General features: G+C 56.2%; 12 protein-coding genes. 4 read left to right on the top strand and 8 right to left on the bottom strand.

Going from position 1 to position 12,968, the window contains the following annotated elements; genetic code table 11:
- Nucleotides 1–159 precede the first annotated feature (159 nt).
- The gene (locus B9Y90_RS01395) at nucleotides 160–1,392 is read right to left on the bottom strand and encodes an MFS transporter (RefSeq protein WP_085539982.1); all 1,233 of its coding nucleotides are present in this window, start codon (nucleotides 1,390–1,392) and stop codon (nucleotides 160–162) included.
- 448 nt (nucleotides 1,393–1,840) lie between these two features.
- Here B9Y90_RS01395 and ybjG point away from each other — a divergent pair, with 448 nt between their 5' ends.
- Nucleotides 1,841–2,449 (top strand): undecaprenyl-diphosphate phosphatase, encoded by a 609-nt coding sequence (ybjG, locus tag B9Y90_RS01385; RefSeq protein WP_039295327.1) that lies wholly within the window; start codon nucleotides 1,841–1,843, stop codon nucleotides 2,447–2,449.
- Nucleotides 2,450–2,522: 73 nt separating this feature from the next.
- On the top strand, nucleotides 2,523–3,287 hold the full coding sequence (gene deoR / locus B9Y90_RS01380) for a DNA-binding transcriptional repressor DeoR (RefSeq protein WP_085539981.1): 765 nt from the start codon (nucleotides 2,523–2,525) through the stop codon (nucleotides 3,285–3,287).
- Nucleotides 3,288–3,291: 4 nt separating this feature from the next.
- On the opposite strand, the gene dacC is transcribed toward deoR, so the two are convergent.
- On the bottom strand, nucleotides 3,292–4,497 hold the full coding sequence (gene dacC / locus B9Y90_RS01375) for a serine-type D-Ala-D-Ala carboxypeptidase (protein WP_085539980.1): 1,206 nt from the start codon (nucleotides 4,495–4,497) through the stop codon (nucleotides 3,292–3,294).
- Nucleotides 4,498–4,745: 248 nt separating this feature from the next.
- Here dacC and B9Y90_RS01370 point away from each other — a divergent pair, with 248 nt between their 5' ends.
- The gene (locus B9Y90_RS01370) at nucleotides 4,746–5,372 is read left to right on the top strand and encodes a glutathione S-transferase family protein (protein ID WP_085539979.1); all 627 of its coding nucleotides are present in this window, start codon (nucleotides 4,746–4,748) and stop codon (nucleotides 5,370–5,372) included.
- Nucleotide 5,373: 1 nt separating this feature from the next.
- On the opposite strand, the gene B9Y90_RS01365 is transcribed toward B9Y90_RS01370, so the two are convergent.
- On the bottom strand, nucleotides 5,374–6,495 hold the full coding sequence (locus B9Y90_RS01365; protein WP_085539978.1) for a PQQ-dependent sugar dehydrogenase: 1,122 nt from the start codon (nucleotides 6,493–6,495) through the stop codon (nucleotides 5,374–5,376).
- Between the two features lie 111 nt (nucleotides 6,496–6,606).
- Nucleotides 6,607–6,990: a biofilm formation regulator BssR gene (locus tag B9Y90_RS01360; RefSeq protein ID WP_039295341.1), complete on the bottom strand. Its 384-nt coding sequence runs from the start codon at nucleotides 6,988–6,990 to the stop codon at nucleotides 6,607–6,609.
- Nucleotides 6,991–7,221: 231 nt separating this feature from the next.
- On the opposite strand from B9Y90_RS01360, the gene rimO reads away from it, so the two are divergent.
- Nucleotides 7,222–8,547 (top strand): 30S ribosomal protein S12 methylthiotransferase RimO, encoded by a 1,326-nt coding sequence (gene rimO / locus B9Y90_RS01355; RefSeq protein WP_008455208.1) that lies wholly within the window; start codon nucleotides 7,222–7,224, stop codon nucleotides 8,545–8,547.
- A 98-nt stretch (nucleotides 8,548–8,645) separates the two neighbouring features.
- On the opposite strand, the gene B9Y90_RS01350 is transcribed toward rimO, so the two are convergent.
- From B9Y90_RS01350 to gsiB, 4 genes are all read right to left on the bottom strand, one after another.
- On the bottom strand, nucleotides 8,646–9,386 hold the full coding sequence (locus B9Y90_RS01350; RefSeq protein ID WP_085539977.1) for a MipA/OmpV family protein: 741 nt from the start codon (nucleotides 9,384–9,386) through the stop codon (nucleotides 8,646–8,648).
- A gap of 36 nt (nucleotides 9,387–9,422) precedes the next feature.
- The gene (gene gsiD, locus B9Y90_RS01345; protein WP_085539976.1) at nucleotides 9,423–10,334 is read right to left on the bottom strand and encodes a glutathione ABC transporter permease GsiD; all 912 of its coding nucleotides are present in this window, start codon (nucleotides 10,332–10,334) and stop codon (nucleotides 9,423–9,425) included.
- Nucleotides 10,335–10,336: 2 nt separating this feature from the next.
- Nucleotides 10,337–11,257 carry a glutathione ABC transporter permease GsiC gene (gsiC, locus tag B9Y90_RS01340; protein ID WP_039295349.1) on the bottom strand — a complete coding sequence of 307 codons (921 nt, stop codon included), beginning with the start codon at nucleotides 11,255–11,257 and terminating at the stop codon, nucleotides 10,337–10,339.
- 172 nt (nucleotides 11,258–11,429) lie between these two features.
- Complete coding sequence (gsiB, locus tag B9Y90_RS01335) at nucleotides 11,430–12,968, bottom strand: glutathione ABC transporter substrate-binding protein GsiB (RefSeq protein ID WP_085539975.1); 1,539 nt, start codon at nucleotides 12,966–12,968, stop codon at nucleotides 11,430–11,432.

Below are 12,968 nucleotides of genomic sequence, written 5' to 3'. Positions count from 1 at the left end.
GGGAAAGGCGTTCAAAGTGGCCATAACGGCCTGTATCAGAAAGCTGGTGACCATCCTGAATGCAATGCTTCGGGATAATAAAGAATGGGTGACGACATAGCGCCACCCTTGACTTTAAACACAGCTGCTCTCCCTTTTAGGGAGAGGGTGAGGGTAAAATCAGGCGTCTCTTGCCTGCCCGACAGTTTTATCCTTCAGGAACAACACCATCAGGCCAAGCCAAACCACCCCGCCCAGCAGGTTAAACAGGCTGAACAACCCGTTGCCGCCGAACTGGTAGGCGTGCTTGCTCAGCTCAATACCGACGGTAAAGATCAGCATCTGCAGCATACCCATCGCCGCCGACACCGTGCCTTTACTCATCTCGCTGGCAAACAGCGTCAGGCGCACCAGGCCCGCATTCGCCAGGCCGATGCCAAAGGCGTACAGGCTGAGGCCAGCGGTCATCCACAAATAAGCATGAGAAGAGACCACCGTTGCCACCGCCGCGACAACCAGGCCGGGTACAATCCACCAGCCGCCCATGATGATCAGGCTGCGCACGCTACGGCGGGAGGTCAGTTTGGCCAGAACCAGGTTACCCATAATCAGCGCGCCAAAGATAGGCACCTGCAGCAGACCGTATTCATAGCTGCTGAGATTCTCCCCGCTGATGATAATCACCGGCGACTGGGCAATCCACGCCAGCAGCGGTAGGCTCACAAAGCCGGTCGCCAGCGCACCGGAGACAAAACGCAGGTTTTTCAGTACCAGCTTGTAATCGCGCCCAAGCTCCTTCAGAGAAAGCTTTTCGCCGAGGCGAGTCGCCGTCTCCGGCATCGCTTTGTGCAACCCAAAGAAAGAGATAGCCGCCAGCAGCGCAAACAACACGAACATCGTTTCCCACGGCGCGATATGGATCCACGCTGCACCCACCAGCGGCCCAAGCAATGGAGCTATCAGCGCCACGTTCGCCATCAACGCGGTTATCTTGATGCAAACCGACTCTTCGAACGACTCCTGAATAGCGGCGTAACCCACCGCGCCAATAAAGCACAGGCTGACGCCCTGCAGGAAGCGCAGGAAGGTGAACTGCTGAATGTCCTGGGCCAGCAGCGTCGCGAGGCAGGTGACAATAAACCAGACCACGCCGGTCAGCATCACCGGTCGGCGGCCAATACGGTCAGAAAGTGGCCCGAGCAGCCACTGCAGGAACATTCCGCCCGCCAGATAAGCCGTCATCGATGTCGGCACCCATTCCACGCCCGCCTGGAACTGATCCACCACGGCCAGCATCCCCGGCTGGATCATGTCATTGCCGATATAAGTTGAGAATTCGTAGAGCACCAGGCAGAGCGGGAACAGCAGCGCCTGACGGCCTAACGATTTGTTAGCTATCGTATTATGTTGCATTAGGAACTCAGAAGATAAAGAAACGCGCAGAGTGTATTCAATTGCCCGTGCCAGCGGTAGTCAACGGCTGACAAATAGCACGGGGTGTAAAGCCGCGCACATCATACCTCAATTCTATTAAGGATTTCTTAATCTGTGATGAATATTCTGCTGCCATGAATTTAAGGCCGGCACTGTCTTAGTAAAGACAAGATGAAATATTTTCCTAAACCAACGGTAAATAAGACAAAACTGCTTTACCGTCTGCCGCCCCGCTTCTATCTTTTCCCGCTTTGCATCCTGATAATACGGGCTGCTATTTTTAGCTGGTTTTCCCGGGAGAAGGCCAGATGATGCGCGGGGCGCACTTTTTCAGCCACAGCCTGTGGACAGGTTGTTGGGTAGGGTTAATCCAGGTGGCGCTTCACGGCGCGATATCCACCTGGTCAGTTAAAGCACAGGACAAGTCATGATGGAAACGCTCAACCAGAATCTGTTTTTGCTCATTAATGCCACCCCGTCGTCGCCGGAGTGGATGATAAAGCTGGCAATATTCTTCGCCCGGGATCTGATCAGCATCGTCCCGCTGCTGATCGTCGCGCTCTGGCTTTGGGGTCAGCGTAAGCAGATGCCGGCCCAGCGCCAGGTGGTGATCAAAACCGGCATGGCGCTGGTGATTAGCGTGGTGCTGTCATGGGTCATTGGGCAGTTGTTCCCGCATCCGCGCCCTTTTGTGGTCGGACTGGGCTATAACTTCCTGCACCACGCGCCGGATGATTCTTTCCCGAGCGACCACGGCACGGTGATCTTCACCTTCGCGCTGGCATTTTTATGCTGGCACCGCGTCTGGTCCGGCGTGATGTTATTTGTTATCGGCTGCGCGATTGCCTGGTCCCGCGTCTACCTCGGCGTGCACTGGCCGCTGGATATGCTCGGCGGCCTGCTGGTCGGCATGAGTGCCTGTCTGCTGTCGCAGATGGTCTGGAACCTGCGCGGGCCACAAATCCATCAGCGCCTGCATCAGATCTACCGCTACTGCTTCGCGCTGCCGATTCGTAAAGGCTGGGTGCGTGACTAAGCGGTGCACCACAGGTAAGATGCATTAACTAAAGCCCTGCCTTAGCGGGGCTTTTTAATGTTCAGAGGCCGCTATGGAAACCCGCCGTGAAGAGCGCATTAACCGCCTGCTACAGGCGCTGAAGCGCAGCGATAAAATTCATCTCAAAGAAGCCGCTCAGCTGCTGGGCGTCTCCGAAATGACCATCCGTCGCGACATCAACAATGAGCCTGGTCAGGTTGTGCTCCTGGGGGGATACGTGGTACTGGAGCCTCGCAGCGCCGGGGCCAGCTACTATCTGTTGAGTGATGAAAAAACGCGACAGGTTGAAGAGAAACGCCACGCTGCCAGGCTCGCCGCACAGCATGTTCGCCCGCGCCAGACCGTGTTCTTCGACTGCGGCACCACCACGCCTTACATCATCGACGCCCTTGACGACGATCTGCCTTTCACCGGCCTGTGTTATTCCCTCAACACCTTTCTGGCACTGCAGGAAAAGCCCAACTGCCGGGTGATTTTAAGCGGCGGCGAGTTTCACGCCAGCAATGCGATTTTTAATCCGATTAACTTTCAGGAGTGCCTGGGGAATATCTGCCCGGATATTGCCTTTTTATCCGCGGCAGGCGTCCACCTGCGCTACGGCGCAACTTGCTTTAATCTGAATGAGCTGCCGGTGAAGCATTGGGCGCTGAGCATGGCCCAGCGTAATATTCTGGTGGTCGATGACACCAAGTTTGGCAAGGTTCGCGCCGCCTGCATGGGGCCGCTGACGGCGTTTGATACAGTGATTACCAACCGGCCTCCCGCTGCGGAGTTTATCGACTTTGCCGCAGCGGAAAACCTGACGCTAACGTGGTAGGCGTTTAGGCGAACCAGCTCCCGAACCAACCGTGGAGCTTCATCAGCACGAAGTCCCACATGCGGCTGAAGAACCCGCCCTCTTCAACCGGCTTCATCACCAGCAGCGGGCGCTGTTCGATGGATTTGCCGTTAAGCTGGAAGTCAATGGTGCCGACGGCCTGGCCTTTTTTCAGCGGCGCGGTTAGCTGAGGTTCGTTCAGCGTAAAGCTGGCTTTCAGGTTTTTCAGCTGACCACGAGGAATGGTCACCGAGCCACCTTCACCCGCGCCAAGATTGACTTCACTCTTATCGCCAAACCAGACGCGCTGGGTCACGAAAGTGGCGTCAGGCTTGATTGGCGTTACGGTTTCGAAGAAACGGAAGCCCCAGGTCAGCAACTTTTCGCTCTCGTTAAAGCGAATGCGGTCGGTTTTTGTCCCCAATACGACGGAAATCAGGCGCATATCACCGGAGGTTGCCGAAGCAACGAGGTTATAGCCTGCGCCCTCGGTGGTACCGGTTTTCATGCCATCAACGTTGAGATTAGAGCTCCACAGCAGGCGGTTACGGTTCGGCTGCTTGATATTGTTAAAGGTGAACTCTTTCTCTTTGTGCACCGCGTACTCGTCCGGCACATCATGGATCAGCGCCTGCCCCAGCAACGCCATGTCGCGCGCGGTGCTGTACTGCCCTGGCGCGTCCAGGCCGTGAACGGTTTTAAAGGTGGTGTTGGTCAGCTTGAGCTTCTGTGCGTAGTTGTTCATCAGGCTGACAAACGAATCCTGACTGCCCGCCACATAGTCGGCAATCGCAATACTGGCGTCGTTCCCGGACTGAATAATGACGCCTTTGTTCAGATCTTCCACCGAGACTTTATCGCCGGGTTTCAGGAACATCAGCGAAGAGCCGCGCAGCACCGGGTTACCGGTCGCCCATGCATCTTTCCCGATAGTCACCATATCCGTCAGGTGAATCTTGCCTGCTTTCAGCGCCTGCCCTACCACGTAGCTGGTCATCAGCTTGGTCAGACTTGCCGGATCGAGTTTGTCGTCGGCATTTCCTTCCGCCAGCACCTTCCCGCTGGCGTAATCCATCAAAATCCAGGCTTTTGCATCGACCTGGGGAGCATCTGCGGTCTGCTCAGCGCTTAGCGCAGGAGCCGCTATCAGCAGCAGGGTTGTCCCTGCGACTAAACCACGTAGTGTTGCAGGCATTTGCAAGATCGTCATAAAACCACCTGAGTATCCATTCTTAAAAAATTCACGGTGCGCACCGCCACCCAAAAGTCAGGGTGTGAGTAATAACGCACGAATCCACTTAAAGAAACATAGAGTTGGTAAAGTTTTTTAAGTTTATTCGATATCTGCGCGAGTTGCCGCCGTCACGCCATTTTTTTTAGCTTCGGTTGAGAAACAGTGGTGTTTTCGTGACCGGAGCCGGGCATACTCGATGTCCACCTGCAAAAAAAGGAACCACCATGATTACCGTTTGGGGCAGAGATAACTCCACCAATGTTAAGAAAGTGCTGTGGTGTCTGGAAGAGCTGCAATTGCCGTACCGCTCCGTTCCCGCGGGCGGAAAATTTGGCCTGACGCAAGATGCCGAGTACCTGGCGATGAACCCGAATGGCCTGGTTCCGTGCATTTATGATGACGCACACGGGCTGACGCTTTGGGAATCCAATACCATCGTGCGTTACCTGGCCGCTGAATATGGCGGTGATTCTCTGTGGGTGAATAGCCCCGCCGAGCGAGCCAAAGGTGAAAAATGGATGGACTGGTCCGCCACAGCGGTCGCGGGCCCCTACCGTGGCGTATACGCCAGCCTGGTCAGAACTCCACCGGAAGAGCGTGACCATAAGCTGATTGAGCAAAGCATTGCGGCCTGCAACAAGCTGTTTGCGATTGCGGATGCGGAACTGGCTAAACAGCCGTGGCTGGGTGGCGAAGCCTTTGGCCTGGGCGACCTCGCCTTTGGCCCGCAAATCTACAGCCTGCTCAACCTTGATATTCCCTGGGATGCGGTGCCGAACCTTCAGCGCTGGTATCAGCAACTCACCCAGCGCCCGGCGTTCAAGAAAATTGTGATGATCCCGTTGACCTGATTCAGCTTTCGGTCGGGCTGATTTTTAGCAGCTCGCCATCAGATTCGTCGGTCAGGACATACAGATAGCCGTCCGGGCCGACGCGCACATCACGGATACGCTGCTTACGATCCCCCAGCAGCCGCTGTTCGCCCGTCACCTTATCGCCGTCCAGTGTCAGTTCAATCAGATTCTTTTCTTTGAGCGCGCCGATAAACAGCTTGCCTTTCCACTGCGGGAAGGTGTCAGCCGAATAAAACGCCATGCCGCTTATAGCCGCGGAGACTTTCCAGTAATAAATCGGCTGTTCGGTGCCTTCAACTTCTCCTCCTTTCGCTTCGGGGATCTTAAGTCCGCTGTAATTAATGCCCCAGGTCGCCAGCGGCCAGCCGTAGTTTTTCCCGGCTGTCGGGATATTGATTTCATCTCCGCCTTTCGGCCCGTGCTCGTTTAGCCACAGCTCGCCGTTGGCCGGATTAATGGCTAATCCCTGCGGGTTACGGTGGCCGTAAGACCAAATTTCAGGCCGGACGCCCGGCTTGCCAACAAACGGGTTATCCTGCGGGACGGAACCATCGGCATTAAGCCGCACCACTTTGCCCTGCAGCTTATCGAGATCCTGGGCCGTGGCGCGCTCGTTGTTTTCCCCCAGCGCGATAAATACATGACCTTGCCCGTCAAACGCCATGCGTCCGCCGAAATGGTTGCCGGTGGAGAGTTTTGGTGCCTGGCGGAACACAACCTTGAAGTTTTCCAGCCGCTTCAGATCCTGGCTTAACGTGCCATATCCAACGGCGGTACCGGCTTTATTGTCGCTGCCGCCTTCGGCAAAGCTAAGCCACACGCGGCGGCTACTGACAAAATCCGGGGCCAGCACAACGTCCAGCAAACCGCCCTGCCCGTGGGCCCAGACAACGGGCACGCCGCTAATCGGGGCGGATAATCCCTTGCCCTGCAGCCACAGATGCAGCTCCCCGCCGCGCAGGGTAATCAACACTCCCTGATTATCAGGCAAAAAGTCCAGCGCCCACGGATGTGGCAGGTTGGTTTGCAGGACTTCAACGTTGGTTTTGGCGGCCAGAGCATAAGAGGCAGAGAAAAGCAGCGTGGCGGCGAGAAGCGTACGGGACGGGAACGGCGGCATGGCAATCTCCTGGTTTTGGCTATTCGTTAAGGGTAGCCGCCGGAGATAATTTACCGCCCGGTTTTACATAACATTAAGAACGGGGAGTGTGGCAGACTCCCCGCGCTCAGGTCAGGCTTCGATGGCCTTATCGCGTTCTGCCAGCGCATTCAGGCTGCGGGTGAGCTGCATCAGGCTGGTTTCAAGCTTTGCCGCATCAACCGCGATATATTGCGGGCAGTCTTTGCGCCCGCTCATCAGGCAAACTGCAGCGGATGAACACGCCTCAACGGCGTGGCGAAAATCATCTTTTTCATCGTCCAACAGGCTCGCCTGCAGCACAAAGGCAGCATCGCGGCTCCGGTGACAGACATCCAGCAAACGGGTCCGCAGCTGTTCGCTTTCGCTGACAGACATGTACCCTTTGGCCTTTCTCAACGCCAGGTAGGCGGCAATCTCTCCCTTCGCGGCCTGCAGTTTTTTCAACAGGTCGTGTTTAACCGTACATCCGGACATAATGCATCCTCCTCGTGGGTTAACGATTAATCCACAGCTAAAGTATGGTCAAGGGACGGGAATTCGCGGCCAATATCTTTTACATTTGATGCTGTTTAGTGGGTAATTCGCAGCACGTGGGGGTTAAACCGAAACCTATAACGCAAACTGCAATTCTCCAGTACAAATTCCCGCCCAACCTCTGTAGAATCCCTGCCCTAATCTTTCTAATAATTGAACACTTTTTAAGCTATGAGCAATGTGACCCAACAACCCCGTATCGGGTTTGTCTCCCTCGGCTGCCCGAAAAACCTCGTGGACTCCGAACGCATCCTGACTGAACTGCGCACCGAAGGTTATGACGTGGTGCCAAGCTATGACGACGCTGACATGGTTATCGTCAACACCTGCGGCTTTATCGACAGCGCCGTACAGGAATCGCTGGAAGCCATCGGCGAAGCGCTGAACGAAAACGGTAAGGTGATTGTCACCGGTTGCCTGGGCGCAAAAGAAGATCAGATCCGCGAAGTGCATCCGAAGGTACTGGAAATCACCGGTCCTCACAGCTACGAGCAGGTTCTGCAGCACGTTCACCACTATGTGCCAAAACCGCAGCACAACCCGTTCCTGAGCCTGGTGCCGGAACAGGGTGTGAAGCTGACACCGCGCCACTACGCGTACCTGAAAATTTCCGAAGGCTGCAACCATCGCTGCACCTTCTGCATTATCCCGTCCATGCGTGGCGATCTGGACAGCCGCCCAATCGGCGACGTGCTGGCGGAGGCAAAACGTCTGGTTGAAGCGGGCGTGAAAGAGCTACTGGTTATCTCTCAGGACACCTCAGCTTACGGCGTAGACGTTAAGCACCGCACCGGGTTCTGGAACGGTGCTCCGGTCAAAACCAGCATGGTTAGCCTGTGCGAGCAGCTGGCTAAACTGGGCGTCTGGACTCGCCTGCACTACGTTTACCCGTATCCGCACGTTGACGATGTGATCCCGCTGATGGCGGAAGGCAAAATTCTGCCGTACCTCGACATCCCACTGCAGCACGCCAGCCCGCGTATTCTGAAGCTGATGAAGCGTCCAGGTTCTGCGGATCGTCAGCTGCAGCGCATCAAGCAGTGGCGCGAAATCTGCCCTGATCTGACCCTGCGTTCGACCTTTATCGTCGGCTTCCCGGGTGAAACCGAAGAAGACTTCGAGATGCTGCTCGACTTCCTGAAAGAAGCGCGCCTGGATCGCGTGGGCTGCTTCAAATACAGCCCGGTTGACGGGGCGACCGCCAACGAGCTGCCGGACCAGGTGCCGGAAGAAGTGAAAGAAGAGCGCTGGAACCGCTTTATGCAGCTGCAGCAGAAAATCTCTGCCGAGCGCCTGCAGGAAAAAGTGGGCCGCGAGATTCTGGTCATGGTGGATGAAGTCGACGAAGAAGGCGCCATTGGCCGCAGCATGGCGGATGCCCCAGAAATCGACGGCGCGGTGTACCTGAATGGTGAAACGAAGCTGAAACCAGGCGACGTTGTCCGTGTGAAAGTTGAAAACGCGGATGAGTACGATCTGTGGGGTTCAGTAGTTTAGTTTTGCCCCTCACCCTAACCCTCTCCCCACAAGGAGAGGGAATAAAAAACTCTCCCCCTGCTTTATCCCTCATTCCTTGGGCTGAGGGGAGAAAATACTTAAAACGTATAACTCATCCCCACCGTTAACTCCCGCAGGTTATTCTTATTCACCATTGGGCTGTCACTGATGGCACTCGGATAAAAACGCTGGGTAAACTGCGCCCAGGTATTCCAGAGTGGCGTCCAGGCGTAGTTCATTGCCAGTTGCGCATAAGGCACAATACTGCCCTGTGGTCGCCATGTCGCAAGGCCCGTTTTTGCCGATTCTTTATCTGAAACGCCGTAGTAATAGCGCGTGTTTTGCGCATTCGAAAAGTCCATTCCGGCTTCTGGCACTAACGTGAAATCGCCCCACTGCGCCATCGCAATATACGCCGAATTCGCCGTCACGCCGTTGCTGACACCCAGCGTGTCGCCCGCAAGCGTCGCGCTGAACGCGCCTATCGGCGTGGTGTATTGCATCGTCATGCCGCCCATCATCGTGCTGTGGCGGTTATTCAATCCCCGCAGCGCAGGCGTCTGCCCGGTATCCGCCCGATACAGAGTGTCGTAGTAATAAACTTTCGCGCGCAGCAGCAGCGTGTCGGTATTGATGAAGTTATAGCCCGCTTCGGTGCCGTCGAAGTACCAGGTTTTGCCGTCGTAGCCGACGTAGGGCAGCGCCCAGCGAAGCTGGTGCCGGGTTTGATAAGGGGTTTGATACAAGCCACCCTGTGCGCCAAGCGACCAGCTAGCCGCCGGGCAGGCAGTGGCAATCAGCAACGGGCTGAGCAGAAGTGCCCCGGTTATTTTTCTCATGTCTTCACTCCAGGGCAACGAATCTACTGCCTCAGCTTAGCCTTTAATTTTCGGATCCAGCGCGTCCCGCAGCCCATCCCCCAGCAAGTTGAACGCCAGCACGGTAAGGAAGATGGCGAGGCTCGGGAAAATAGCCACATGCGGGGCAATCACCATATCTGCCCTCGCTTCGTTGAGCATAGCGCCCCACTCCGGCGTCGGTGGCTGAGCCCCCAGGCCAAGAAATGACAGGCTTGCGGCGGAGATAATCGAGGTCCCAATGCGCATGGTGAAATACACCACAATCGACGAAACGGTTCCCGGCAGAATATGCCGGAAGATGATAGTCGCATCCGGGGCACCAATGCTACGAGCAGACTCAATAAAAGTTTGCTGTTTCAGCACCAGCGTATTGCTGCGCACCAGGCGGGCAAAGGCCGGAATACTGAAAATCGCCACCGCAATAATCACGTTGGTCATGCCGCTGCCCATCACCGCCACCACCGCGATTGCCAGCAGAATACCGGGGAAGGCGAACAGCACGTCGCAGATTCGCATGATAATGCGATCCCACCAGCCTTCGTAATAGCCCGCCAGCAGGCCAAAGAAGGTGCCAATTAGCGCGCCGATAAGCACCGAAAAGACACCTGCGGCCAGCGAGATTTGCGCCCCGACCAGCACGCGGCTAAAAATATCCCGCCCCAGAGAATCAACGCCAAACCAGTGCAGCATCGACGGGCCGTCGTTCAGCCTGTCGTAATCGAAGTAGTTTTCTGCATCAAAGGGGGCAATCCACGGTGCGATGAGCGCAATCACTATCAGCAAAAGCACAAACAGCCCGGCGGTCATCGCCACGGGCTGCTGGCGAAAACGCCGCAGAAATTCGCTCCACGGAGTACGAATTTGCCCGGGGCGCACCACGGGCATCGCGTTGACTATGGCCTGGCGTCGCCAGTTTAAAAGTCGCATCCTTATTTGTACCTGATGGCCGGGTTAATGGCGGCATACAGCAGATCCACCACTAAGTTGATCACAATAAACTCCAGCGAAAACAGCAGAACCTCGGCCTGAATAACCGGGTAATCACGCATCTCCACCGAATCCACCAGCAGGCGCCCTAATCCCGGCCAGTTAAACACTTTTTCTACCACAATCGAACCGCCAAGCAGGAAGCCGAACTGCAGCCCCATCATGGTGATCACCGGGATCATGGCGTTTCGCAGGCCGTGTTTCACCACGATCAGTGTTTCGCTCACCCCTTTCGCCCTGGCGGTACGCATGTAATCTTCGTGCAGCACATCCACAAACGACGCGCGGGTGAATCTCGCCATCACCGCCGCCACCGCCGCCCCAAGGGTAATGGACGGCAGAATGTAATGCTGCCAGCTGTCGGCGCCCACGGTGGGCAGCCAGCCCAGCTCAACCGAGAAAACCTGCATCAGCAGCATTCCCAGCGCGAAGGCCGGGAATGAAATACCGGACACGGCAATCGTCATACTCAGGCGATCCGGCCAGCGGTTGCGCCAGACGGCGGCCACAATGCCGGTGGCAAGGCCAAACAGCGTCGCCCATGCCATGCTGGTCAGCGTCAGCCACAGCGTGGGCATAAAGCGGCTGGCAATCTCTTCAGAGACAGGACGGCGCGAAACCAGCGAGGTGCCAAAGTCCCCCTGCACGACATGCGTGATGTAATGCAGGAACTGCCGCCACAGCGGTTGATCTAATCCCAGCTGTTTGCGAACAAGTTCGATGACGGTGGCGTCCGCTTCCGGCCCGGCAATCAGCCGCGCCGGGTCGCCGGGCAGCAGATGCACGAACAAGAATACCAGCACCGCGACGATGAACAGCGTCGGGATCAGGCCCAAAAGGCGTTTGAGGAAATAGTTAAACATCGCGGCCCCTCACCCTAACCCTCTCCCCAGAGGGGAGAGGGGAAAAAAGGACAGGGCATTGAGTCCCTCTCCCCAGAGGGGAGAGGGAATAAAGAGACAGGGCAACAGACACAAACTTAGATTTCCCCCTCTCCCTTTCAGGGAGAGGGCCGGGGTGAGGGTCATCATCACGCTACTTCAGATCCGCATTATCAAAACTAAACCCGGTATCCGGCATCACGTAGAACCCGGTGAGATTTTTGCTGTGGGCAGAAACCAGTTTCTCCACCACCAGCGGCACCCACGGAGACTCTTTCCAGATAATGTCCTGGGCATCTTTATACAGCTTCGCTTTCTCTTCCGGCTTGGTGGTTTTCAGCGCATCAGTCAGGTCTTTATCCACCTGCGGGTTGCTGTAAAACGCGGTGTTAAACAGCGTTGGCGGCCAGTTCTGAGAAGCAAACAGCGGCGACAGCGCCCAGTCAGCCTCGCCGGTAGACGCCGACCAGCCGGTATAGAACATTCTCACACCGCTCTCTTTCTGGCCTTTGGCTTCCACTTCGGCCGCACGCTGCCCGGCGTCCATCGCCGTCACTTTAACCTTGATACCCACCTGCGCCAGCTGCTGCTGGGTAAACTGTAGGACTTTCTGCGCGGTGCTGTGGTTATGGGAGGACCAAAGTGTGGTTTCAAAGCCATTCGGGAAGCCCGCTTCTTTCAGCAGCGCTTTAGCTTTAGCTGGATCATAAGGCCAGGATTTGAATTTCTCGGCATAAGCAAGCGACGGCGGCACCACGCCTTCTGCCGGCGTAGCAAAGCCGGAGAACGCCACTTTCACCAGCGCCTGGCGGTTAATCGCATAGTTGATGGCTTCGCGAACTTTCGGGTTATCAAACGGTTTCTGGGTGACGTTCATGCTGATGTAGCGCTGCATGATCGACGGCGAAGCCACCAGCTCAAGCTTGCTGTTTTTCTCCAGCACGCCTGCCTGCTCGTAAGGGATCGGGAATGCAAACTGCGCCTCACCGGTTTGCAGCATTGCCGCACGGGTGTTGTTATCCACTACCGGGCGCCAGGTTATGCTGTCCAGCTTCGGCAGGCCCTGCTGCCAGTAACCGGCGAATTTCTTCACCTTCACAAAATCGGTCTGGTTCCAGGTATCAAGCTGATACGGGCCGGTACCCACCGGATGGAAGCCGATATCTTTGCCGTATTTTTGCAGCGCAGCCGGGGAGATCATCGCCGTTGCCGGGTGGGCCAGAATATTGATGAACGCCGAGAACGGCTCTTTTAAGGTGATTTTCACCGTGGAAGGATCGACCACCTCCGTTTTGGCAATGGTTTTATACAGGTTGTAGCGCTTGAGGTGATTATCCGGGTTGCTGGCGCGATCGAGGTTCGCTTTTACCGCCTCGGCGTTAAAGTCGGTGCCGTCCTGGAACTTCACGCCCGTGCGCAGCTTGATGGTGTACACCAGGCCGTCGTCAGACACTTTGTAGCTTTCTGCCAGTACGTTCTGCAGCTTCATGTCTTTATCAAGCCCGAACAAGCCCTGATAGAACGATTTGGCCACCGCCTGCGACAGCGTGTCATTCGCGTCGTAAGGATCGAGCGTGGTGAAGTTTGAGGCCACCGCTACGACGACATCTTTAGCAGCGAAAGCGGGCGTGGCGATAACGGCGGAGGCAAGTCCCGCCGCCAGCAGCCATTTTTGCGTTGTGTTAGCTGTCAT

The sequence above is a fragment of the Cedecea sp. NFIX57 genome (assembly GCF_900177785.1).
Taxonomy (GTDB): Bacteria; Pseudomonadota; Gammaproteobacteria; order Enterobacterales; family Enterobacteriaceae; genus Cedecea; species Cedecea neteri_C.
Note: the sequence above shows the minus strand (reverse complement) of the source record. Positions and strands in the feature narration are given on the sequence as shown.

Coding starts and splice junctions, on each gene's coding strand:
- ybjG (WP_039295327.1), top strand. CDS start 1,841: ATGATGGAAACGCTCAACCAGAATCTGTTTTTGCTCATTAATGCCACC.
- B9Y90_RS01360 (WP_039295341.1), bottom strand. CDS start 6,990: ATGTCCGGATGTACGGTTAAACACGACCTGTTGAAAAAACTGCAGGCC.
- B9Y90_RS01350 (WP_085539977.1), bottom strand. CDS start 9,386: ATGAGAAAAATAACCGGGGCACTTCTGCTCAGCCCGTTGCTGATTGCC.
- B9Y90_RS01365 (WP_085539978.1), bottom strand. CDS start 6,495: ATGCCGCCGTTCCCGTCCCGTACGCTTCTCGCCGCCACGCTGCTTTTC.
- B9Y90_RS01395 (WP_085539982.1), bottom strand. CDS start 1,392: ATGCAACATAATACGATAGCTAACAAATCGTTAGGCCGTCAGGCGCTG.
- gsiC (WP_039295349.1), bottom strand. CDS start 11,257: ATGTTTAACTATTTCCTCAAACGCCTTTTGGGCCTGATCCCGACGCTG.
- B9Y90_RS01370 (WP_085539979.1), top strand. CDS start 4,746: ATGATTACCGTTTGGGGCAGAGATAACTCCACCAATGTTAAGAAAGTG.
- deoR (WP_085539981.1), top strand. CDS start 2,523: ATGGAAACCCGCCGTGAAGAGCGCATTAACCGCCTGCTACAGGCGCTG.
- rimO (WP_008455208.1), top strand. CDS start 7,222: ATGAGCAATGTGACCCAACAACCCCGTATCGGGTTTGTCTCCCTCGGC.
- gsiD (WP_085539976.1), bottom strand. CDS start 10,334: ATGCGACTTTTAAACTGGCGACGCCAGGCCATAGTCAACGCGATGCCC.
- dacC (WP_085539980.1), bottom strand. CDS start 4,497: ATGACGATCTTGCAAATGCCTGCAACACTACGTGGTTTAGTCGCAGGG.
- gsiB (WP_085539975.1), bottom strand. CDS start 12,968: ATGACAGCTAACACAACGCAAAAATGGCTGCTGGCGGCGGGACTTGCC.